Here is a 21,936-nt window from a genome sequence, read left to right as displayed (position 1 = left end):
ATGAAGCTCACTGAAAAAATCCGCCGCGATTGGCACTACTACGCGGTTGCGCTGGGGTTAATTTTTATTATGAATGGCGTGGTCGGGCTGCTTGGCTATGAAACCGAAGGCTGGCGTTCTTACGCGGTTGGGCTAGTGACGTGGGTGATTAGCTTCTGGATCGCCGGGTTTATTATTCGCCGCCGCCCGGCAGAGGAAGCGTAAAGCGGAGGCGGTGAAGCCGTAGCCCGGCTAAGCGCAGCGCGAGCCGGGAAAAGGCCGGGCTGATACATCAATCCCGGCACACTCCCCGGGTCGCGGCGTAAACGCCTTACCCGGGCTACCGCCGGCAGATGGCGGTGAACCCGTTACCGGGATTAATTCATCGATGTTTTCAGCGCGCGATCGGCGGCGTGACGCTCTAGCGCCAGCTCAATCAGGCGGCTAATCAGGCTGGTGTAGTCCAGACCGCTGGCCTGCCACAGCTTCGGATACATGCTGATGTTGGTGAAACCCGGTAGGGTGTTGATTTCGTTAATCACCACGTCGTTCTCGGCGGTCAGGAAGACATCGACGCGCGCCATGCCGCTGCAGCCGAGGGTCTGATAGGCGCGAACGGCGATCTGGCGAATTTTATCGTTGACGTCGCTGTCGATGGCCGCCGGAACCACCACCTTCGCCCCCTGATCGTCAATGTACTTGGTGTCGTAGGCGTAGAATTCGCTGTTGAGGACGATTTCGCCGCAGGTGCTGGCCTGCGGATTATCATTGCCCAGCACCGCACACTCGATCTCGCGCCCTTTAATCCCCTGTTCAACCACCACTTTATGGTCAAATTCGAAGGCAAGGGCGACCGCCTGCTGATACTGCTCTTCGCTGTTGACCTTGCTGACGCCCACCGAGGAGCCCTGGTTCGCCGGTTTGACGAACAGCGGCAGGCCCAGCTTCGCCTGCACCTCGGCAAAACTCATCTGATTCCGGTTGGCGCGGGTCAGGGTAATAAAAGGCGCAATCGACAGCCCGGCATCGCGCAGCAGACGTTTGGTGACGTCTTTGTCCATGCAGGCGGCGGAGCCGAGAACGTCGGAACCGACGAAGGGCAGGTTGGCCATCCGCAGCATGCCCTGCAGAGAACCATCTTCCCCAAGGGTGCCGTGAACAATCGGGAAGATCACGTCAATGGCCGCCAGCGGCTGGCCGCTATCGGCGTTAATCAACTGCTGCGCTTCGCGTCCGGGAATTTGCGCCAGCGTAATATCGGATGGGCGCAGGGCAATATGGGCGGGGTCCTGCGGATTGAGCAGATAGTTGCTGGCGTCGTTGATATGCCATTGCCCCTGCTTATCAATCCCCAGCAAAACTACGTCGAAGCGCGTTTTATCGATCGCTTCCACGATATTTTTCGCTGACTGTAGCGACACTTCATGTTCTGCCGACTTACCGCCGAAAACGATCCCAACCCTCATCTTAGCCATTTCAACTTCCATCATGATTACATCAAAGGGCATAACATAGCATGTGAAACAGCCGCCTGGCTGCCATAATATTCACCGGGTAAAGCATTGGGAGGCAGCGCGTGAAAGGAAAAGGGCTTATCGTTCTGTTGGCGCTGCTGGCGGCCGGATATTACGGCTATCGTTATCTTCCCGCGCACTATAACCCGCTGGCGCCGCTGCGCCTGGAGGATCCGCCGGGGTTCATCACTCACTATAAGCTGCGGCGATTGACCCCCGCGCAGTGCGCCGGCCTGCTGAAAAAAGCGAATCAGCGAAATCTCATCACCAGCCAGCCGGTGGCCGATAGCGGGGGAGAGTGCCCTCTGCAAAACGTGGTTCGGGTACGCGATTTTGGCGCGGTAAAGCTCAGCAGCAGCTTCCTCGCCAGCTGCCCGCTGGCGTTGAGCAGCGCGCTTTATCTGCAACAGCAGGCGAAACCGCTGACCCGCCGGATGCTGGGGCAGGAGCTCCGCCAGGTTGACCATTTTGGCAGCTATGCCTGCCGCAATATTTACCATCGCCAGAACGCGCGGCGCAGCGAACATGCTACCGCGGAGGCGCTGGATATCAGCGGCTTTCGTTTGGCCGATGGCCGCCGCATCAGCGTGCTGAAAGGGTGGCCCGATGCGCAGTATCACCCCTGGCTGCAGGCGTTACTGACCGGCGGCTGCGGCTATTACGGTAACGCTTTAGGGCCGGACTACAACGCGGCCCACGCCAACCATTTTCACCTCGGCATGCGCGGCCAGGGATTCTGTTTCTGAGCATATCTCGCTGTCTTGTACGCTTTTCACCACGAAATTGTTCGTCATAACGGAATCACATGTCATAAAACACCAAACTCTCTGCCAGCGCACCTCTGGTAGTACGTCGGATGAGGGAAATTGCTAAGCTAGATAATAATTGTCGAAAAACTAATGAATACGCGTAGTTATGGAATCCTGGAAGGTTAATCTTATCTCCGTCTGGTTTGGCTGTTTTTTTACCGGACTGGCTATCAGCCAAATTCTCCCCTTTTTGCCGCTGTACGTTTCCCAACTGGGCGTGACCTCGCATGAAGCGTTATCCATGTGGTCGGGGCTGACCTTTAGCGTCACTTTTCTGGTGTCGGCGATCGTCTCGCCGATGTGGGGGAGCCTCGCCGACCGCAAAGGGCGCAAGCTGATGCTGCTGCGCGCCTCGCTCGGCATGGCTATCGCCATTTTACTCCAGGCCTTCGCCACCAACGTCTGGCAGCTGTTTATCCTGCGCGCGGTGATGGGGCTGACTTCCGGCTATATTCCTAACGCCATGGCGCTGGTGGCGTCTCAGGTTCCGCGCGAGCGTAGCGGCTGGGCGCTGAGCACGCTGTCGACGGCGCAGATCAGCGGCGTGATTGGCGGGCCGCTGCTCGGCGGTTTCCTGGCTGACCATGTCGGTTTGCGCGCCGTATTTATCATCACCGCGATTTTGCTCACCGTAAGCTTCCTGGTGACGCTGTTTCTGATTAAAGAGGGCACCCGCCCGCAGGTTAGCAAGGCGGAGCGGCTGAGCGGTAAGGCGGTGTTTGCCTCGCTGCCCTATCCGGGGCTGGTGATCAGCCTGTTTTTCACCACCCTGGTGATTCAGCTCTGCAACGGCTCAATCGGCCCGATTCTGGCCCTGTTTATCAAGTCGATGGCGCCGGATAGTAATAACATCGCCTTTCTCGCGGGGATGATCGCCGCCGTGCCGGGCGTATCGGCGCTGATTTCGGCGCCCCGTCTGGGGAAATTGGGTGACAGAATCGGCACCTCGCGAATTCTGCTGGCGACGTTGTGCTGCGCGGTGGTGATGTTCTTTGCCATGTCGTTCGTTACGACCCCATTCCAGCTTGGCGTCCTGCGCTTTCTGCTCGGTTTTGCCGATGGGGCGATGCTGCCGGCGGTGCAAACGCTTCTGCTGAAGTACTGCAGCGACAGCGTCACCGGGCGTATTTTCGGTTATAACCAGTCGTTTATGTATCTCGGCAACGTGGCCGGGCCGCTGATCGGCGCGTCGGTCTCGGCCATGGCCGGTTTCCGCTGGGTGTTTATCGCCACGGCGATTATTGTGCTGATCAATATCTGGCAGCTGGCCATCATGCTGCGCCGCAGCCGCCGTACCGCGGCTTAATCCCTTCTTCTTCTGCCTGGCCGGTATTTGCGTCACAGCGTCAATGCCGGCCTTTGTATTCCTTAATCTTCAAATGTATCACCGATCACAAAACGATCATTTTCCCTTCTCACCCTCTTCTATTCGTAACTGTTACGCGTATACAGTTACGCGTAACAGTTATTGAAAAAGAGGTTTTATGCGAAATTTATTCGATTTGTCAGGGAAACGCGCGCTGATCACCGGCTCTGCTCAGGGGATAGGCCATCTGCTGGCCGGCGGCCTCGCCGAGTACGGCGCGGAGATAGTCATTAACGACCGGACGCAGGAAAGAGCGGACCAGGCGGCGCAGGCGCTGGTGGCGCAGGGCTTTCGCGCGGTAGGGTACGCCTTTGACGTCACCCAGGCGGCGCAGGTCGAGCAGACGATAGCCCGCATCGAAGAGGAGGTCGGCGCAATTGATATTTTAATTAATAACGCCGGGATCCAGCGGCGTTTCCCTTTTACCGAATTTCCGGAGGAGGAGTGGGACAACGTTATTGAGGTCAACCAGAAGGGCGTTTTTCTGGTATCGCAGCAGGTGGCGAAATATATGATGGGCCGCCGCGCGGGAAAAATAATTAATATTTGTTCGATGCAGAGCGAGCTGGGACGTAAAACAATTACGCCTTATGCGGCCTCAAAAGGGGCGGTTAAAATGCTTACCCGCGGCATGTGCGTTGAGCTGGCCGAATATAATATTCAGGTTAACGGTATCGCGCCGGGATATTTTGCCACCGAGATGACGACCGCCCTGGTCAACGATGAGGCGTTTTCCGCCTGGCTGTATCAGCGCACGCCGGCGGCGCGTTGGGGAAAACCGGAAGAGCTGATTGGCGCCGCGGTGTATCTGGCCTCGTCGGCGGCAAACTTTGTTAACGGTCATTTGCTGTTTGTGGACGGCGGAATGCTCGCCGCTGTCTGAATCATTTCACGTCCTTCTGGCAGCGTGCCCGCGCTGCCAGAAGGACGGCGTATTTAACTCGTGTGAAGATATTGATATCTGAGGATGGCTTATGCATATGCTCGCGAAATTACCCGCGCGTCGCTGGTGGTATTTAATGCCGATTATATTTATTACCTATAGTCTGGCCTACCTTGACCGCGCGAATTATGGTTTTGCCGCTGCGGCGGGAATTGAAAGCGATTTGGGTATTACCAAAGGAACGGCGTCGCTGATTGGCGCATTATTTTTTCTCGGTTATTTCTTTTTCCAGGTTCCCGGTGCGATATATGCGGTAAAACGCAGCGTGCGGAAAATGATTTTCTGCAGCCTTATTTTATGGGGATTCTGCGCGGCGGCCACCGGATTCGTCAGCAATATTCCGATGCTGATGGCGATTCGCTTTACGCTTGGCGTGGTGGAGGCGGCGGTGATGCCGGCGATGCTGATTTATATCAGCAACTGGTTTACTAAAACCGAGCGTTCACGCGCTAATACTTTTCTGATCCTCGGGAACCCGGTGACGGTGCTGTGGATGTCTATCGTTTCCGGCTATCTGATTCAGGCGTGGGGCTGGCGCGAAATGTTCATCATTGAAGGCATTCCGGCGGTGCTGTGGGCGGTATGCTGGTGGATACTGGTGCGCGATAAACCGTCCGAGGTTTCCTGGCTGAACGAGCAGGAAAAAGAGACCCTGCAGAAGGTGATGGACAGCGAGCAGAGCCATATCAAGCCGGTGCGCAACTACGGTGAAGCGCTGCGCTCGCGCAATGTGATTATGCTCTGCGCCGTACACGCGCTGTGGAGCATCGGCGTCTACGGTTTCATGATGTGGATGCCGTCGATTCTGAAAAACGCCGCGCAGATGGATATCGTGGCGGTGGGCTGGCTGGCGGCGGTGCCGTACCTGGCGGCGATTATCCTGATGCTGACGGTCTCCTGGCTGTCGGATAAGTTCCAGAATCGTAAGCTGTTTATCTGGCCGCTATTGCTGATTGCCGCTATCGCCTTCTTTGGCTCGTGGATGGTGGGCAACCAGGCGTTCTGGTTATCCTATGCGCTGCTGGTTATTGCCGCGGCCTGCATGTATGCGCCCTACGGGCCGTTCTTCGCGCTTATTCCTGAACTGCTGCCGCGCAACGTTTCCGGCGTATCGATGGGGTTAATCAACAGCTTCGGCGCGCTCGGCGCTTTCCTTGGCGCGTGGCTGGTGGGGTATCTGAACGGGATTACCGGCGGGCCGGGGGTATCCTATACCTTTATGGCCGTCGCGCTGTTATCGTCCGTCGTGCTGATGTTCAACGTGCGCGCTAACCCGCAATCTTCTTCCCCGGCGGTGGCAAAAAGGGTTGTCGGCTAACATAAACCGCCGCTGCTGTGGTAAGGTTCTCTGCGAGCACATAAGTCGTTTGTCGTAGAGAACCTGATGAAAAACAACCGGATGACATTGCAGGATATCGCTAATCTGGCGGGGTTGAATAAAATGACGGTCAGCCGTTATTTACGCGACCCCGGCCAGGTTTCTGAGCGCAGCCGCGAGCTGATTTCAAAGGTCATGGAAGAGAACAATTATATCCCCAACCGCGCCCCGGAAATCCTGCTTAACGCCCGCAGCAAAACGATTGGCGTGCTTATTCCCTCCTTCCGCAACCAGATTTTTGCCGATGTGCTGGCCGGCATCGAGTCGGTGACCTCCGCGCACCAGTACCAGACCCTGATTGCCAACTATGAATATGACCCGCAGCGCGAAGAGCGCGAAGTGCTCAACCTGCTCTCTTACAACATCGACGGGCTGATTTTGACCGGCAAGCAGCACAGCGATCGCATGGTGCAGTACGTGCGCGCCAGCGGTATTCCCGTCGCTGAACTGATGGACTTTGGCGGTCAGCAGCTGGATATCCAGGTGGGCTTCGATAACGAGAAGGCGGCGTGGGACATGACCCACGCTTTCCTTGAGAGCGGCAAACGGGCGATCGCCTTTTTTGGCTCCATGGACGATCCCCGCGATTTAAGCCGTTTTCACGGCACTGAACTGGCGCTGGCGGAGCACGGTCTGAAGGCGTATCACATGGCGCCGAAGACGATCTCCTCGGTTGCGCTGGGTCGGCAGATGTTCCTGCAGATGCAGCAGTCGCGCCCGGATATTGACGCCATTTTTTGTACCAACGACGACCTGGCGGTGGGCGTGCTGCTCGAGTGCCAGGCGCAGGGGAAAGCCGTCCCCCAGGAGATGGCCATTGCCGGTTTTCACGGCCTCGAAATTGGCCGGGCGCGGCTACAAAAAATAGCCAGCGTCATTACCCCACGTTATGACATCGGTAAAACCGCGAGCGAAATACTTATTGCGCGCCTGGCCGGTAAAGACGCGCCGGACAGCGTTAATCTGGCCTACCAGATATATTATGGCGATACGTTATAGTTATCGATAGAATAGCGATATTCCGTTTTATTCTTATTTGTTAATTTTGGTTATGACGCTTATTAATCCCTCGTTGAGTAAACTCCTGGAGGGATTGACAATGAGCAAAACGTTTCGCTTGTTATTCATTGACGTGTCGATCCTTTTTAAAAAATAATGGTGGAAACCGACGGCTAATCTATGACATAAATAGCAGACTACGGACCTCGCATAAGGATAAAGCGCTGTGAAGAATCTCATTGCTGAGCTACTGGTTAAACTCGCCCAAAAGGAAGAAGAATCGAAGGAACTGACGGCGCAGGTGGAGGCGCTGGAAGTGGTGGTGACCGCTCTGCTACGCCACATGGAGCAGGGCGCCCAGCAGGCGCTGATCAGCGATATTGAGCAGGCCATCGACGAGGCCAGCCCCGGCCCGCTGGTCGACGACCGCGATACCCAGCTATTGCAGCAATATATAAAGAAGCTGTTACGGCATCCTCGTAGTTAGTTTTGTGACAAGGTATGGATGCTGTCATTTTACTGTCACATCGCTTTTATACAGTCTCCCTCGTTTTGTTTTTTAAAGTATTTTTTACATGGAGACGATAAAAGTGAAATTAAGCGCCTTGTTTATTGCCCTGATACCTCTGTTGGGCTCCCCGATTATTCACGCTGAAACAACAACCGCACCGGTTCTGGAAAATCGTGCCGCGCAGGGCGATATCACCACGCCGGGCGGAGCGCGTCGTTTAAGCGGCGACCAGACCGAGGCGCTGCGCGCTTCGTTAATCAATAAACCGGCTAAAAATATTATTTTGCTGATTGGCGACGGAATGGGCGATTCTGAAATTACCGCCGCGCGAAATTATGCAGAAGGGGCGGGCGGATTCTTTAAAGGGATTGACGCGCTGCCGCTGACCGGCCAGTACACCCACTATTCGCTGGATAAGAAAACCGGCAAGCCGGATTATGTGACTGACTCCGCCGCTTCCGCTACGGCCTGGACCACCGGCGTGAAAAGCTACAACGGCGCGCTGGGCGTGGATATCCATGAAAAAGATCATCAGACCATCCTTGAGCTGGCGAAAGCGGCGGGTTTAGCTACCGGTAACGTCTCGACGGCGGAACTGCAGGACGCCACGCCGGCTGCGCTGGTGGCGCACGTCACTTCGCGTAAATGCTACGGTCCGAGCGTAACCAGTGAAAAATGCGCCAGCAACGCGCTGGAAAAAGGCGGTAGGGGTTCCATTACCGAACAGTTGCTGAACGCGCGTCCGGACGTGACGCTGGGCGGCGGAGCGAAAACCTTCGCTGAAACCGCGACGGCCGGCGAATGGCAGGGCAAAACGCTGCACGATCAGGCGGTGGCCCGCGGCTACCAGATCGTCACTGACGTCAGCTCGCTGGCCGCCATTAGCCAGGCCAATCAGGACAAACCGCTGCTCGGTCTCTTCGCGGAAGGCAATATGCCGGTACGTTGGGAAGGCCCAAAAGCGTCTTATCACGGCAATATCGATAAGCCGGCGGTAACCTGTACGCCGAACCCGAAACGTGACGCATCGGTGCCGACGCTGGCGCAGATGACCGAAAAAGCCATCGATCTGCTGAGCAGCAGTGAGAAGGGCTTCTTCCTGCAGGTGGAAGGCGCTTCTATCGATAAACAGGATCACGCGGCGAATCCGTGCGGTCAGATTGGCGAAACCGTCGATCTGGATGAAGCGGTACAGAAGGCGCTGGAGTTTGCCAAAAAAGAGGGCAATACCCTGGTTATCGTCACCGCTGACCACGCTCACGCCAGCCAGATTATCCCGGCGGATACCAAAGCCCCAGGCCTGACGCAGGCGCTGAATACCAAAGACGGCGCGGTGATGGTCATGAGCTATGGCAACTCTGAAGAAACCTCGATGGAGCATACCGGCACCCAGCTGCGCATTGCCGCCTACGGCCCGCACGCGGCCAACGTGGTGGGGCTAACCGATCAGACCGACCTGTTCTATACCATGAAGGCCGCACTTAATCTGAAATAACCTGACGCCGGTGACGAATTTTCGTTACCGGCTGGTTTTTTCTCCATCAGCGACCAGACTTACAGAGATCCACTCATAGAGGATGGTGCGATGAAAATAACATTACTTGTGACCCTACTTTTTGGCCTGGTATTTATGACAGCGGTGAGTGCCGCGGAAAAAGAGTTAACCCCCCAGCAGCAAAAGATGAGCGTGTGTAATAAAGAAGCGTCGTCGAAGTCGCTGAAAGGGGATGAGCGTAAAACGTTTATGAGTAGCTGCCTGAAGAAAGATGGCGCCGCGCAGGACGGTAAGGGGCTAACGCCTCAGCAGCAGAAGATGCGCGAGTGCAACGCTCAGGCGACCCAGCAGTCTCTGAAAGGAGACGATCGCAGCAAATTTATGAGCGCCTGCCTGAAAAAACAGGTGTAAGAAATAATCGGGTGAGGGAAACCTCACCCGCTATTCGCTATTTCAATCAGGAACGGCTGAGCTTCTCTGATTTTTCCATGCATTTCACCATCGCTTCGATGACGGCCGAGCGGAAGCCTTTCTCTTCCAGCACGCGCACGGCTTCGATCGTGGTGCCGCCCGGCGAGCACACCATATCCTTCAGCGCGCCCGGATGCTCTCCGCTCTCGAGCACCATTTTAGCTGAACCCATCACCGCCTGGGCCGCGAATTTATAGGCCTGAGCGCGCGGCATTCCGCCAAGCACGGCGGCGTCCGCCATCGCTTCGATAAACATAAAAACGTAGGCCGGCGCGGAGCCGCTGACGCCAACCACCGGGTGAATCATTGGCTCGGCAATGATTTCCGCCTGGCCAAAGCAGCGGAAAATGGTCAGGATTTCTGCGGTTTCTTCGGCGCTCACCAGCGCGTTCGGCGTGACCGACGTCATCCCCGCGTTGACCAGCGAAGGCGTGTTGGGCATCGCGCGGACTATTTTGCGATCGTGACCCAGGGCTCGCGCCAGCTGATCGAGCGTCACGCCTGCGGCGATAGAAACCACCAGCGAGTCTTTATTCAGGCTGGAGGCGATGTCGCTGAGGACTTTAACCATCACGCCCGGCTTCACGGCGCCAAAAACGATATCCGCCACCTGGGCCACTTCCTGCGCGCTTTGCGCCGCATTAATGCCGTACTGGTCGTGCAGGGCCGCCACTTTGTCCGGCGACGGGGTGTAGACCCAGATTTGACCCGGCTGAACCTGTCCGCTGGCGATCAGGCCGCCCAGAATGGCCTTGCCCATATTGCCGCAGCCGATAAAGCCGATTTTCTTCTCCATCACCAATCCCCTTTGCTTGTTTTATCGTTAGCTACATAGCTTATCATCTTGTTGCTTTCGCGGAAGGCAAAAGCAGGTGACAATACGGCCTCTCTTTTTGGTCGACAGGAGCCGCAATGGCTATTTGGGTTGATGCGGACGCGTGTCCGAACGTCATTAAAGATATTTTGTTCCGCGCCGCCGAGCGCACGCAAATCTCGCTGACGCTGGTCGCTAACCAGCCGCTGCGCGTCCCGCCGTCGCGCTTTATCCGCACGCTGCGCGTGGCGCAGGGGTTTGACGTGGCGGATAACGAAATCGTTCGTTTATGCGAGCCGGGAGATTTGGTGATTACCGCCGATATTCCGCTGGCGGCGGAAGTGCTGGAGAAAGGCGGGGCGGCGCTGAATCCGCGTGGAGAACGCTACAGCGAGGCGACTATTCGCGAGCGGCTGACGATGCGCGATTTTATGGAAACGATGCGGGCCAGCGGCGTGCAGACCGGCGGCCCGGATAGCTTATCCCAGCGCGATCGGCAGCAGTTTGCCGCCGCGCTGGAGAAATGGCTGTTAGAGGTCAAACGCCCGCAGGCTTAAACCCAGCTGTCGTCGTCGCTGCCAAAATCATCGTTGCCGAAACCGGCGTCAAAGTCGGAGTCATAGTCGTTGTTGTCGGCAAGGAACTGCCCGTCATCCTGGCGGAAGGTATCGTCAGCGACGCTGCTGTCCTGCGCCTGGCTGAGATCCGGCTGCGGTTTATCTTCGATAATATTGACGATCTCCTGCGGATGCGAGCCGCTAAACATATTGGTCAACATATTGCCCAACACTACGCCGCCCGCGACGCCTGCCGCCGTTTGCAGCGCGCCGGCCATAAAGCCGCCGCCGCTGCGCGAGGCCTGAGGCGCGTAGTTCTGCTGTTGCGCCTGCGGGGCGTACTGAGGCTGGGCGCCGGCCTGTGGTCGGCCATACTGCTCTGCGCCAGGAATCGGATCGGAGCCGCGAGACTGCCCGCCGCCAAACAGGCCGGAGAGAAATCCGCCGCTGCTCGGCTTCGCGGCCTGAAGCTGAGTGACCTGGCTTTCCAGCGCCTGAATACGGTCGTTAAGCTGTTTGATCGCCGCTTCCTGAATCAAAATCGTCTGCGCCATATAGTAAGGGGCGAACGGCTGCTCTTTGATGTGCCCGGCAATCCGCTCCTCAGCGCTGGCATCGCGCGATGCGCTGCGGCTCTCGGCCTCTTTTAACCGGGAAAACAGTCCATCGATAAGGCGTTGCTCTTCAGATTGCATACTACATACCTCTGTCATACTGATTGATTAGCCTCAGATTCGCTCCGAAGCACTCGTCTTGTAAATATGCGGCAGCGTAAAGCTGTGCAGAAATGTGTTACTGTTTACGCCAGACTGCGGACAAAAAATAACTTTTGTACAAAAGTAAAGCTGGCATAACACCAAATGCAATGATAAGTTTACATGTAAAGTCCTTTCTAATACTAAGGTAAAAGGGTTTGCAGATGGTGTGTAACGTTTATTTTACGGTTAACGTCAGGTAAGTTTGCGGTACCATTGTTTCTCTTTTCGCTTTCATTTATCCGCGGTACGCGGAACCAAGGGGTCTTCGGTAATGACACAGCTAATATTTCTTGTCGGGCCTCGCGGCTGCGGTAAAACGACCGTCGGTCACGCGCTGGCGAAAGTTCGCAGCTTTAAGTTCGCCGACACGGACCATGAGCTGCAGGAGCATGAGCAGCGCACGGTAGCGGCGATCGTCCAGCAGGAGGGCTGGGAACGCTTTCGTGCTCTGGAAACGCAGGCGTTAGAAAGAGTCGCGCAACCCGCAACCATCATCGCCACCGGCGGCGGCATTATACTCAGCGAATATAACCGTCAGTTTATGCGGGAAAATGGTGTCGTGATCTATCTTGAGGCTTCGGTTTCCGCGCTGATTGACCGTCTTGAAGCCTATCCGAAGGCTGAACAGCGCCCGACGCTGACCGGCAAGCCCATCCGCGAGGAAGTGGGTGAGGTGCTGGCGCAGAGGGAAGCGCTATATCGCGCGGCCGCGCATCATATTATTAACGCCACCGCGTCGCCGGATGAGGTCGTGGAACAGATTATGACGACCGTCTGCGGTGTGAGCTATACCAGTTAAGACTTTGCCTGGGGAAAACGGATCGGCAGCGCCTATACTTTAAAGCTCTTAAGGTAAAAAAAGGAAACGCTATGCCGACCAGACCTCCATATCCAAGGGAAGCGCGTGTTGTCGCCGTTGAAAAAGGCCCGCAGGGCCAAACGGTCACCTGGTATGAACTGCGCGCTGACCATCCGACGCCAAACTCCCTCATCAGTGAACACCCAACTGAACAGGAAGCGTTGGACGCCAAACGGCGCTACGAAGATCCTGACAAGTCTTAATTCCCCCATTCATGTCCGGGATTGGCTCTGAAAAGATCGCTACCGGACATGCATCACATTTTTAATTTATTAACCGTACTAATGATTACCTAAGGTACGGATTTTCTGGTGCGTTTTTGACGCTTCTGGAATCTTTACATTCCACAATAGCCGTAACCTGCTACGCTTCTCGACGGTTGCTTTTGGTCACCAGGGGGCAGAAGTCGTCAATAGAAGCCTGTTTTGAAACAGCGGTTGTGAAAAGGTACATGATATGAGTAGTGCATCGATGGCAATTTTGACCATTGGGGTAGTACCGGTGGCGGAGATGTTACCGCTTTTAACTGAACATATCAGGGAAGAACAGATCGACCACATTAGCCTGTTAGGCAAAATGGCGCGCGAAGAGGTGATGCGGGACTACGGCATTGAGCCCGGCGATGAGATGCTATTGACCTTGCTTAACGACAATGAAATCGCGCAGGTCTCGCGGCAGAAGGTTGAACGTGTTTTACGTAGCGTCATTGCGATGCTCGATAAACAAGATTACGACCTGATATTACTCATGAGTACCCATCCCTTTCGTGGATTTACGGCGAATAATGCGATCCTGCTTGAGCCGCAAAGGATTATCCCGCCGCTGGTTGCCTCGATTGTCGACGGTCATCAGGTGGGGGTCATTGTGCCGGTTGAAGAGATTTTGCCGATGCAGCGGGATAAATGGCAGGTGTTAGAAAACACCCCGCTGTATGCCATCTCCAACCCGGTTAGCGGTAGTAAAGAGAATTTACTGTCTGCGGGCAGGGAGCTGATTGAGCAAGGCGCGGATGTACTGATGCTGGATTGTCTTTGCTACCACCAGCAGCATCGCGACATATTACAAAAGGCGCTGGATATCCCGGTTCTGTTGTCAAATGTGCTGGTTTCGCGACTGGCGGCAGAACTATTAGTTTAACCTGATGTAACACGTTAATTTTACGTGACAGGGGCAAGGAGCGCCCCCTATATTGTGCCTTCAACACAAGATCATAAGGGCGAGTTTATGCTTCAAAGCAATGAATACTTTGACGGAAAAGTAAAATCTATCGGCTTCACCAGCAGCAGCACTGGCCGTGCGAGCGTGGGCGTGATGGCGGAAGGGGAATATACCTTTGGCACCGCGCAGCCAGAAGAGATGACCGTAGTCAGCGGCGCGCTGAACGTACTTCTGCCGGGGGAAACCGAGTGGAAAGTCTACGCCGCCGGGGAAGTATTCAACGTACCGGGGAATAGCGAGTTTCATTTGCAGGTGGCTGAGCCGACGTCTTATCTTTGCCGCTACCTGTAACGTCAGCTTCCTTCCTGCGCTGGCAGGAAGGAATTCACCACCCGATTAGCGCTGCGCTTCGCCGCCTAATCCTTCCACCAGATTCTGTATCAGCGCGGCCAGTTCGCCGGTCATCAGAATAAAGTCCGCGTCAAAACGCTGAGCAAAATCTTCCCGGTCGATATCTTCATTCTGGTCCCGCAGTTCGTCGCAGAACTTCAGGCGTTTAATCGAACCATCATCGCACATCAGGAACTGAATGCGCTGCTGCCAGTCGAGCGCCAGCTTGGTCACGACCTTACCGGCTTCAATGTGTACGGCGATCTCGTCGCTGACCAGATCCTGTTTTTTCGCGCGGATCACGCCGCCGTCTTCCAGCATCGCTTTTAGCTCAGCTTCGTCCAGCAGTTGGAAGCCCTGAGCAACGGTACCGGAGCGCACCCACTCGGTGAGCGTCAGTTCGATCGGGGTTTCCAGCGCTAGCGGGACTACCGGCAGCGAGCCGAGGGTTTTACGCAGCAGCGCCAGGGTATCTTCCGCTTTTTTGGCGCTCGCGCAGTCCACCATGATCAGTCCGTTGACGGTATCGATCCACATCATGGTCTGGCTGAAGCGGCTGAAGGCGCGCGGCAGCAAAGAGTGCAGGCCTTCATCTTTCAGCGAGTCTTTTTCGGTCTTTTTCAGCTTGCGGCCCTGCTCGGCTTCCAGCTTGAAGATCTTTGCTTCCAGCGCCTGTTTGATCACCGGAGACGGCAGGATCTTCTCTTCTTTACGCGCGCAGATAACGATCTGGCCGTTTGACGTATGCGTCAACGCGTCGCTGTGCGATCCCATCGGCGGTACCCAACCGGTTTTGGCCATATCCTGGCTGCCGCAAGGGGTAAAGGTCAGCTCGGCCAGCTGTTTTTCCATCTCCTCGGCGCGCAGGGAAATGTCGCGGCTGAGACGATAAACCATTAAATTTTTGAACCACAGCATGATAATTTCCACGGCTTAGTCGTTAAATCCAGCGGGCATGATAGCGAATTGTCGCTATGCTTGCATTGTTAATCGGGGGAGGAATTCACAGTGCGCATTGGCATTGATTTAGGCGGAACCAAAACGGAAGTCATCGCGCTGAGCGACCAGGGAGAGCAGCTATTTCGTCATCGCCTGCCTACGCCGGGGGGCGATTATCGCCAGACGATAGAGACGATTGCCTCGCTGGTAGAGATGGCCGAGCAGGCCACCGGGCAGAGCGGCACGGTCGGCATCGGCATCCCCGGGTCGATTTCGCCCTATACCGGCGTGGTCAAAAACGCTAACTCAACCTGGCTTAACGGTCAGCCGTTTGATAAAGATCTGAGCCAGCGTCTGCAACGGGAAGTGCGTCTGGCCAACGATGCCAACTGCCTCGCGGTGTCGGAAGCGGTAGACGGCGCGGCGGCCGGGGCGCAAACGGTATTTGCAGTGATTATCGGCACCGGCTGCGGTTCAGGGGTGGCGCTCAACGGTCGCGCCCATATTGGCGGCAACGGTACGGCGGGCGAGTGGGGGCATAATCCGCTGCCGTGGATGGATGAAGACGAACTACGCTATCGCGCTGAAGTGCCGTGCTACTGCGGCAAGCAGGGCTGCATTGAAACCTTTATCTCCGGCACCGGCTTTGCGACCGATTACCGTCGGTTGAGCGGGCATCCGCTGAAAGGCAGCGAGATTATGCAGCGCGTCGGCGAGCGGGATCCTGTGGCGGAACTGGCGCTGAGCCGCTATGAGACGCGGCTGGCGAAGTCGTTGGCGCACGTGATTAACATCCTCGACCCGGACGTTATTGTGCTTGGCGGGGGAATGAGCAACGTTGACCGACTGTATCAGACGGTGCCGAATCTGCTGAAACCGTGGGTCTTTGGCGGCGAATGCGAGACGCCGATTCGCAAAGCGGCGCATGGCGATTCCAGCGGCGTACGCGGCGCCGCCTGGTTATGGCCGCTGTAATCATCAACCCGCTGCGCGGCCTCAACGGCGCAGCGGGTTACCGCTCCGGGATCTCCTCAAGAGCAGAGTAAATCGCCAGCCCTCGTTTTTTGCCTTCCTCAATATCCAGGTCCGCTCCCCGGGATTCGCCCGGCATGCGCAAAATAGCGTCGCAGCGGCTAATTAAACGGTGAGCGACGGGGTAGAGATACTCTTCGCTAATCGCATCGCCAATTGCTTTGGAGCCCGCCGCTTTAGCGACGGGTAACGCCAGCCATTCGCCGACCACGGGAATATGCCCTTTCTGGTAAACGCGTAGCGCAACCTGGGCCATATTGTGCAGATTAGCCTCGATAAGTTCCGCGCGATTGTTGGTGCCGCTGCGTACCGGGCCGGCGATCAAAATAAGTAAACTTTGCATATTTATGACCTTCTTGATGCGTGAATGGGAATGCTATTGAAGGCTTCCTTCCCGTTGTCCGTTCCGTCATAGACTATTTTTATGCATGAATTTGCACGAAAGCAAATGAAAACGACCTTTGATAAGCTGATAGATAAAATATCATGCATATTCGTGCATAATCAAGATCAATCGTGAATGGGATGGCAATGAGTACTACGCCGGGCCGTTGGAAGCGCGTCATTTCTCAGGGTGCGGCGATCTCTCCCCGCGGGGAGAGATCTTCAGGGAAGGAGTGGAGGGGGAGAATTACTCAACGGCGAAAGCTTTATCGAGGCGGCTATAGCCCAGCCCGTTGATTTTTTTAACTTTAATTTGCACAGGGATGCGCTCTTTCATCGCTTCGACGTGGCTGATGACACCGATAATTTTGCCGCTGGCGTTAAGCGCGTCCAGCGCGTCCAGCGCGGTATCCAGGGTTTCGCTGTCCAGCGTGCCGAAACCCTCGTCGAGAAACAGCGAGTCTATCCGCGTTTTATGGCTGACCAGGTCGGAGAGCGCCAGCGCCAGGGCCAGGCTGACGAGGAAGCTCTCGCCGCCGGAAAGGGTCCGTGTATCGCGCACCGCGTCCGCCTGCCAGGTATCGACCACCTCCAGCTCCAGCGCATCGCTGGCTTTGCGTTGCAGCAGATAGCGGCCGTGCAGGCGGTTAAGCTGGTGGTTGGCCAGCCATACCAGGTTATCCAGCGTCAGGCCTTGCGCAAACTTACGGAATTTGTCGCCCTCTCGGGAGCCGATAAGCGAGTTCAGCCACCCCCAGTCTTCCACTTCCTGGGCCGCGCGTTCCATCTGCAGGCGTAACAACTGCTGGCGCTGCTGGTTTTCGGCATTCTGCTTCAGCTGCTGGCGAATCTCTCCCTGGCGGGCGCTGTTTTCCCGCAGCAGCGAGGTCAGCTGCTGAAGCTTTTCTTGTAGCTCTTCAGGTGGCTGGGCGATGTCCGCGTCCGCCGGCGGCTGCTGGCTATGGTTCACCAGCGCCTCGCGGGCCCGCAGCGCCAGCGCCTGATTCTGCTGGAGCGCGCTTTCCAGCGTCTGCTTCAGGCGTTCAAGGCGCTGGCGCGTTTCTTCATCAAGCAGCGCGGCGAGAAACGCCTGCCGATCGGCGAACGGGCTGGCGGCCAGCGCCGCGCTGAACTGCACTTCGCTCTCTTTCAACTGTGCCTGCTGCTGGCTCTCCTGCTGCCCCAGAGTTTGCCACTGGCTCTGGAGCGAGAGGCAGTCGTCATGCACCTGGCGCCAGCTGTCCAGCGGCGCGGGTTCCGCCGCTAAGTCCGTTTCCGGCAAAGCCTCCAGTAGCGGAGCCAGCTGTTGGATCTGTTCCTGCAGGGCGAGCCGTTCATTCTGTTTGGCCTGCCAGCCGCGGGTCTCTTCTTCCCGCTGCGCCAGCCAGCCGGCGGCCTGCCCGACAGCCGGTAAGTCCAGCGCAAATGCGCTCAGCTCCGCCGCCAGCGCAGCGCTGCGCTGCTCTTGTTCCCGCTGTAGCTGCTGGAGCTGCTGCTGGCACTCCTGCTGCTGAGCCTGCCAGGCCAGACGCTGCTGATGCTGATACAGCCGCTGTTCATGCTCCTGCTGCGCGTTTAGCCAGCCCGGAATATCATCCTTTGGCGTCAGGTCAATATTTAATCCGGCGATGGTCTCCTGCCAGCGTGATGTAAGCGCTTGCTCCTGCTGCAGAAGCGATGCTTTCTCGGCGGCCTCTTTTTGCTGCTGCTTGATCAGAGCGTCAAGCTCGCCGCGCGCCAGCGCTCCGGCCTCCGCCAGCTGCTTAACTTCGCGCTCCAGCGCATCGCGCCGCGCCTGGTTTACGCCGGGAACCAGCGCCTGATATTCGGCGACGGCCGGATGCTGCGCGGAACCGCAAAGCGGGCAGGGGGAGCCGGGCTGCAGGCGAGCACGTTCGGTCTCAAGACCGGCAATACGGGCTTCCATTTCGCAGAGGGCTTTCACATCGCTGAACTGCTGATGCTTTTCTTTATAGGCCTGACGGCGCTGAGCCAGCGTGGCTTCCAGCCGCTCCTGCTCCTGCTTACTGGCCTGCCCGGCGGCATCAAGCTGCAATAGCCGCTGGGCCAGCGGCTGCAGCTGACCATGCAGCGCAGCGAGCTGCTGACGCAGAGCGCGGGCCGCAGCGTGCTGCGCGAGCCCGGCGCTAACCTGTTCGGCATCCAGCGTCAGCCCGGCGGGCGGCAGTTCGCCCAGCCTGCGGTGGGTTTCCGCCAGGCGCAGTTGTACCGCGGATTGCTGCTGCGTATCGCGAGCCTGCTGCTGGAAAGCGGCACGCCAGCCGGCCAGCGCGTTGCCCCACAGCTGAAAGCGGTCATGCTCTTTAAGCCATACGGACAGCGTTTGCTGACGGCTGTGAAGTTGCTCATACTGCTGCCGGGCGGCGAGGCGAATACCCGCCCGCAGCCGCAATCGGTCATGTAAGCGAGTATTTACTTCTTCTCTCTGGCGGCGGGTTTGCGCCAGCGCGGCGGTTTGCTCCAGCTGACGCGTCCACTGCGGGCGCAAGCGCTCCGCGGGCTGCGCATTCAGCAGCGCGCTAAGCTGCGGCTGGGCCTGCTCCAGCGCAGATTGCGCTTCGCGTAGCGCGGTTTGAGCCCGCAGATCTTCTGCCGTCAGCTCTTCACGGCGTATCTGCCACTGACGGGCGTTTTGCAACCGGGTTTGTTCGCTAACCTGCTGTTTTTCTTCGGAAGTAAGCGCTTGCAAACTTTGCTGGAGCGCCTGCTGTTGCTCCTCGCTCAGCAGCAGGACGCCGGAGGCCTGCGCCTGGATTTTTTCCAGCTCGACGCGGGCCTGCTTATGTTTTTCAAAGACCTGGGCGGAAATCTGGCCGTAAATTTCGGTCCCGGTGAGCTCTTCCAGCAGCTCGGCGCGCTCCTTCGGTTTGGCGTTGAGGAAGGCGGCGAACTGCCCCTGCGACAGCAGCATTGAGCGGGTGAAGCGGCCATAGTCCAGGCCGGTGAGCGAGGCGGTCAGTTCCAGCTTATCTTTGACCTTATCGGCGAGGATTTTGCCGTCCTCGCAGCGCGCCAGCTCGACGCGCGGAACCTGTAAATTGCCGTCCGGCTGGTTCCGCGCCCGGTTCTGGCTCCAGAAGGCGCGGTAGGCGATGCCTTTGACTTCGAACTCCACTTCCGCCAGACATTCGGCGGTGTCGCGGGTCATCAGATCGTTTTGCGATTGCGACACGCTGCTCAGGCGCGGCGTTTCGTGATAAAGCGCGAGGCAGATAGCGTCCAGCAGGGTGGTCTTGCCGGCGCCGGTTGGCCCGGTAATCGCGAACAGTCCGTTGCTGGCAAAGGGCTCAGCGGAGAAATCGATTTTCCATTCGCCTTTGAGTGAGTTGAGGTTTTTCAGGCGTAAGCTGAGAATTTTCACAGGCGATCCTCACCGTTGAGACTATGCAGCGTTTCATTAAAGAGCTGTTCCAGGCGCTGCTGCTGCGCCTCTTCCAGGGTTTCCAGCGCCAGACGGCGGGCGAAAACGTCCTCCACCTGCAGTTCGCTGAGGGTGACTCGCTGAACGCCCGCCAGAATGCGATCGCGCTGGCTGCGGCTGCGGCGCACCAGCAGCACTTCTACCGGCAGCGTTTCGGTCTGGGCCTGGATTTTCCGTTGGATATCATGCATATATTCATCGCTGGTGATTTCGATATCTAGCCATGCCGCGGGCTGCTGGTCGTTATTCTGCCATTGGTTCAACTGGGCGCTAACGCTGGCGAAATCGCCCTTTAAGACCGCCAGAGGTTGGGTGATGGGCACGATCAGCGGCGTGACGTCCGTCAGGCGGCCAGCGCTAAAGGTCACCAGATTGACGCTTTTGCTTTTCCCTGTTTCGTCAAAGCTCAGCGCAATCGGGGAGCCACTGTAGCGAATATGCTCGCAGCCGCCGACCACCTGCGCCCGGTGAATATGGCCGAGCGCGATATAGTCGGCGGGCGGAAAGCGGTTCGCCGGGAAGGCGTCGAGGGTACCGATATAAATTTCGCGAACTGCGTCGCTTTTGCTGGCGCCGACGGTGGTTAAATGGCCGCTGGCGATAATCGGCAGCGCCCGGTCGCCGCGCAGTTCGCAGGCCTGCTGGTACTGCTGCTGGTAGTAGTCGCTGATGGCGTTGAGCAACTGCTGCTGCTTCTCGCCGCTGGAGTGCCCGGCCTGGCTGGTCACCAGTTCACGCGGACGCAGGAACGGTACCGGGCAAAAAACCGCCCCCGGCGTACCGTCGCGCAGCGGCAGAATAAAGGGCGCGTGGCCGGCATTGGCCACCACCGTGGTTTTCAGGAACGCAAGAATGTCGCGCGACTCGTTGAGGGTGGCGACCGAATCGTGGTTTCCCGCCAGCACCACCAGCCGACAGCCGGTCTGCTGCAGCAGAACGACAAAGCGGTTATACAGCTCGCGCGCGTAGCTCGGCGGCGAGCCGGTATCAAAAATATCGCCCGCGACAATAATGGCGTCAACATCATGCTCCTGCGCGCTGGCCAGCAGCCAGTCGAGAAACGCCTGATGTTCGGCGGCGCGACTTTTGCTGTAAAAATTTTGCCCAAGATGCCAGTCAGAGGTGTGAAGGATGCGCATAGTTGTTCCATAGCGAAAAAGCGTAAGCGGCATTATATACCCGTCATACTTCAAGTTGCTTATGTGTTGGCTACGCGCGCTCACCTCAACCATCTGGTTACCTGTGCTTGTGGGGCTGACGCTAAGCCACGTGAATTATTGAGGGGATAACGCCGCTCTTCGGTGAGTTAAGTCCGTGTCACAATGCGAAATCCGCGTTCATCTGGCGGTCATTTTTTTCATAAATCTGTCATAAATCTGACGCATAATGGCCGCGCACTTCTATACTGATGGCTAAAAAATACAGGGTAAATAATGGCGAGAAGAATTCTGGTCGTTGAAGATGAAGCTCCAATCCGCGAAATGGTTTGCTTTGTTCTGGAGCAAAACGGCTTTCAGCCCGTCGAGGCGGAAGATTTTGACAGCGCGGTCAATCAGCTCAATGAACCCTGGCCTGATTTAATCCTCCTTGACTGGATGCTGCCGGGTGGATCGGGTCTGCAGTTTATTAAACAGCTCAAGCGAGAAGCGATGACCCGTGACATTCCGGTGGTGATGCTGACCGCCCGCGGCGAAGAGGAAGATCGCGTCCGCGGCCTGGAGACCGGTGCGGATGATTACATCACCAAGCCGTTTTCCCCGAAAGAGCTGGTGGCGCGGATTAAAGCCGTGATGCGGCGCATTTCGCCGATGGCGGTGGAAGAGGTGATTGAAATGCAGGGGCTGAGCCTCGACCCTTCTTCGCATCGCGTGATGACCGGCGAAAATCCGCTGGATATGGGGCCGACGGAATTTAAATTATTACACTTCTTCATGACGCACCCTGAGCGGGTCTATAGCCGCGAACAGCTGCTGAATCACGTCTGGGGCACCAACGTATATGTAGAAGACAGAACGGTAGACGTGCATATTCGCCGTCTGCGCAAAGCGCTGGAACATAGCGGCCATGACCGGATGGTACAAACGGTTCGCGGTACGGGATATCGTTTCTCCGCCCGTTTCTGAATGCTGACAGGAGTG

At 57.0% G+C, this 21,936-nt stretch carries 23 protein-coding genes; 16 read left to right on the top strand and 7 right to left on the bottom strand.

Going from position 1 to position 21,936, the window contains the following annotated elements; genetic code table 11:
* Window positions 1-204: a DUF2754 family protein gene (locus CMQ96_RS08325; protein ID WP_004132489.1), complete on the top strand. Its 204-nt coding sequence runs from the start codon at window positions 1-3 to the stop codon at window positions 202-204.
* Between the two features lie 152 nt (window positions 205-356).
* Here CMQ96_RS08325 and ddlA read toward each other — a convergent pair whose 3' ends face one another.
* Entirely contained in the window at window positions 357-1,454 is a 1,098-nt protein-coding gene (ddlA, locus tag CMQ96_RS08320; protein WP_004132487.1) for a D-alanine--D-alanine ligase, read from the bottom strand.
* Between the two features lie 101 nt (window positions 1,455-1,555).
* Between ddlA and CMQ96_RS08315 the strand changes: the two genes are divergently transcribed.
* The 8 genes from CMQ96_RS08315 to psiF all read left to right on the top strand — a co-directional run bounded on the left by CMQ96_RS08315 (window position 1,556) and on the right by psiF (window position 9,405).
* Window positions 1,556-2,239, top strand: a complete 684-nt coding sequence (locus tag CMQ96_RS08315; RefSeq protein ID WP_024359078.1) for an extensin family protein — start codon at window positions 1,556-1,558, stop codon at window positions 2,237-2,239.
* A gap of 169 nt (window positions 2,240-2,408) precedes the next feature.
* Window positions 2,409-3,608: a multidrug efflux MFS transporter gene (locus tag CMQ96_RS08310; RefSeq protein ID WP_098066555.1), complete on the top strand. Its 1,200-nt coding sequence runs from the start codon at window positions 2,409-2,411 to the stop codon at window positions 3,606-3,608.
* A gap of 178 nt (window positions 3,609-3,786) precedes the next feature.
* Window positions 3,787-4,551 carry a gluconate 5-dehydrogenase gene (gene idnO / locus CMQ96_RS08305; RefSeq protein ID WP_024359077.1) on the top strand — a complete coding sequence of 255 codons (765 nt, stop codon included), beginning with the start codon at window positions 3,787-3,789 and terminating at the stop codon, window positions 4,549-4,551.
* Window positions 4,552-4,642: 91 nt separating this feature from the next.
* Window positions 4,643-5,929, top strand: a complete 1,287-nt coding sequence (locus CMQ96_RS08300; RefSeq protein WP_049087362.1) for an MFS transporter — start codon at window positions 4,643-4,645, stop codon at window positions 5,927-5,929.
* 66 nt (window positions 5,930-5,995) lie between these two features.
* On the top strand, window positions 5,996-6,988 hold the full coding sequence (locus tag CMQ96_RS08295) for a substrate-binding domain-containing protein (protein WP_024359075.1): 993 nt from the start codon (window positions 5,996-5,998) through the stop codon (window positions 6,986-6,988).
* A 226-nt stretch (window positions 6,989-7,214) separates the two neighbouring features.
* Window positions 7,215-7,475, top strand: coding sequence for an anti-adapter protein IraP (gene iraP, locus CMQ96_RS08290; protein ID WP_004129608.1), 261 nt, complete (start codon window positions 7,215-7,217; stop codon window positions 7,473-7,475).
* Window positions 7,476-7,563: 88 nt separating this feature from the next.
* The gene (phoA, locus tag CMQ96_RS08285; RefSeq protein ID WP_049088779.1) at window positions 7,564-8,994 is read left to right on the top strand and encodes an alkaline phosphatase; all 1,431 of its coding nucleotides are present in this window, start codon (window positions 7,564-7,566) and stop codon (window positions 8,992-8,994) included.
* Between the two features lie 90 nt (window positions 8,995-9,084).
* On the top strand, window positions 9,085-9,405 hold the full coding sequence (gene psiF / locus CMQ96_RS08280) for a phosphate starvation-inducible protein PsiF (RefSeq protein WP_004132478.1): 321 nt from the start codon (window positions 9,085-9,087) through the stop codon (window positions 9,403-9,405).
* A 46-nt stretch (window positions 9,406-9,451) separates the two neighbouring features.
* Here psiF and proC read toward each other — a convergent pair whose 3' ends face one another.
* Window positions 9,452-10,261, bottom strand: a complete 810-nt coding sequence (proC, locus tag CMQ96_RS08275; RefSeq protein WP_004132477.1) for a pyrroline-5-carboxylate reductase — start codon at window positions 10,259-10,261, stop codon at window positions 9,452-9,454.
* A 116-nt stretch (window positions 10,262-10,377) separates the two neighbouring features.
* Here proC and CMQ96_RS08270 point away from each other — a divergent pair, with 116 nt between their 5' ends.
* Window positions 10,378-10,836 carry a YaiI/YqxD family protein gene (locus CMQ96_RS08270; protein ID WP_004132476.1) on the top strand — a complete coding sequence of 153 codons (459 nt, stop codon included), beginning with the start codon at window positions 10,378-10,380 and terminating at the stop codon, window positions 10,834-10,836.
* Here CMQ96_RS08270 and CMQ96_RS08265 read toward each other — a convergent pair.
* Window positions 10,833-11,531 carry a DUF2076 domain-containing protein gene (locus CMQ96_RS08265; protein ID WP_098066553.1) on the bottom strand — a complete coding sequence of 233 codons (699 nt, stop codon included), beginning with the start codon at window positions 11,529-11,531 and terminating at the stop codon, window positions 10,833-10,835. The genes CMQ96_RS08270 and CMQ96_RS08265 overlap by 4 nt on opposite strands.
* A 334-nt stretch (window positions 11,532-11,865) precedes the next feature.
* Between CMQ96_RS08265 and aroL the strand changes: the two genes are divergently transcribed.
* From aroL to ppnP, 4 genes are all read left to right on the top strand, one after another.
* Complete coding sequence (aroL, locus tag CMQ96_RS08260; protein ID WP_004132474.1) at window positions 11,866-12,393, top strand: shikimate kinase AroL; 528 nt, start codon at window positions 11,866-11,868, stop codon at window positions 12,391-12,393.
* Window positions 12,394-12,464: 71 nt separating this feature from the next.
* Window positions 12,465-12,656: a YaiA family protein gene (locus CMQ96_RS08255; protein WP_004129622.1), complete on the top strand. Its 192-nt coding sequence runs from the start codon at window positions 12,465-12,467 to the stop codon at window positions 12,654-12,656.
* 253 nt (window positions 12,657-12,909) lie between these two features.
* Window positions 12,910-13,590 carry an AroM family protein gene (locus CMQ96_RS08250; RefSeq protein WP_165774989.1) on the top strand — a complete coding sequence of 227 codons (681 nt, stop codon included), beginning with the start codon at window positions 12,910-12,912 and terminating at the stop codon, window positions 13,588-13,590.
* Window positions 13,591-13,677: 87 nt separating this feature from the next.
* Window positions 13,678-13,962: a pyrimidine/purine nucleoside phosphorylase gene (ppnP, locus tag CMQ96_RS08245; RefSeq protein WP_002890284.1), complete on the top strand. Its 285-nt coding sequence runs from the start codon at window positions 13,678-13,680 to the stop codon at window positions 13,960-13,962.
* A 45-nt stretch (window positions 13,963-14,007) separates the two neighbouring features.
* Here ppnP and rdgC read toward each other — a convergent pair whose 3' ends face one another.
* Window positions 14,008-14,919 (bottom strand): recombination-associated protein RdgC, encoded by a 912-nt coding sequence (rdgC, locus tag CMQ96_RS08240; RefSeq protein WP_098066551.1) that lies wholly within the window; start codon window positions 14,917-14,919, stop codon window positions 14,008-14,010.
* Window positions 14,920-15,009: 90 nt separating this feature from the next.
* Between rdgC and mak the strand changes: the two genes are divergently transcribed.
* On the top strand, window positions 15,010-15,915 hold the full coding sequence (mak, locus tag CMQ96_RS08235) for a fructokinase (RefSeq protein ID WP_004132468.1): 906 nt from the start codon (window positions 15,010-15,012) through the stop codon (window positions 15,913-15,915).
* A 37-nt stretch (window positions 15,916-15,952) separates the two neighbouring features.
* On the opposite strand, the gene CMQ96_RS08230 is transcribed toward mak, so the two are convergent.
* From CMQ96_RS08230 to sbcD, 3 genes are all read right to left on the bottom strand, one after another.
* Entirely contained in the window at window positions 15,953-16,315 is a 363-nt protein-coding gene (locus CMQ96_RS08230; protein ID WP_024359071.1) for an NUDIX hydrolase, read from the bottom strand.
* A 288-nt stretch (window positions 16,316-16,603) separates the two neighbouring features.
* On the bottom strand, window positions 16,604-19,738 hold the full coding sequence (gene sbcC / locus CMQ96_RS08225; protein WP_098066549.1) for an exonuclease subunit SbcC: 3,135 nt from the start codon (window positions 19,736-19,738) through the stop codon (window positions 16,604-16,606).
* Complete coding sequence (gene sbcD, locus CMQ96_RS08220) at window positions 19,735-20,937, bottom strand: exonuclease subunit SbcD (RefSeq protein ID WP_098066547.1); 1,203 nt, start codon at window positions 20,935-20,937, stop codon at window positions 19,735-19,737. Before sbcD ends, sbcC begins: the two co-directional genes overlap by 4 nt.
* 294 nt (window positions 20,938-21,231) lie before the next feature.
* Between sbcD and phoB the strand changes: the two genes are divergently transcribed.
* Window positions 21,232-21,921 carry a phosphate response regulator transcription factor PhoB gene (gene phoB / locus CMQ96_RS08215; RefSeq protein ID WP_004099401.1) on the top strand — a complete coding sequence of 230 codons (690 nt, stop codon included), beginning with the start codon at window positions 21,232-21,234 and terminating at the stop codon, window positions 21,919-21,921.
* The last annotated feature ends 15 nt before the right edge of the window (window positions 21,922-21,936 follow it).

Origin of the sequence: Klebsiella sp. MBT K-1, from assembly GCF_002556465.1 — a bacterium.
Lineage (GTDB): Bacteria > Pseudomonadota > Gammaproteobacteria > Enterobacterales > Enterobacteriaceae > Klebsiella > Klebsiella grimontii.
This window is presented reverse-complemented; position numbering and strand designations above follow the sequence as displayed.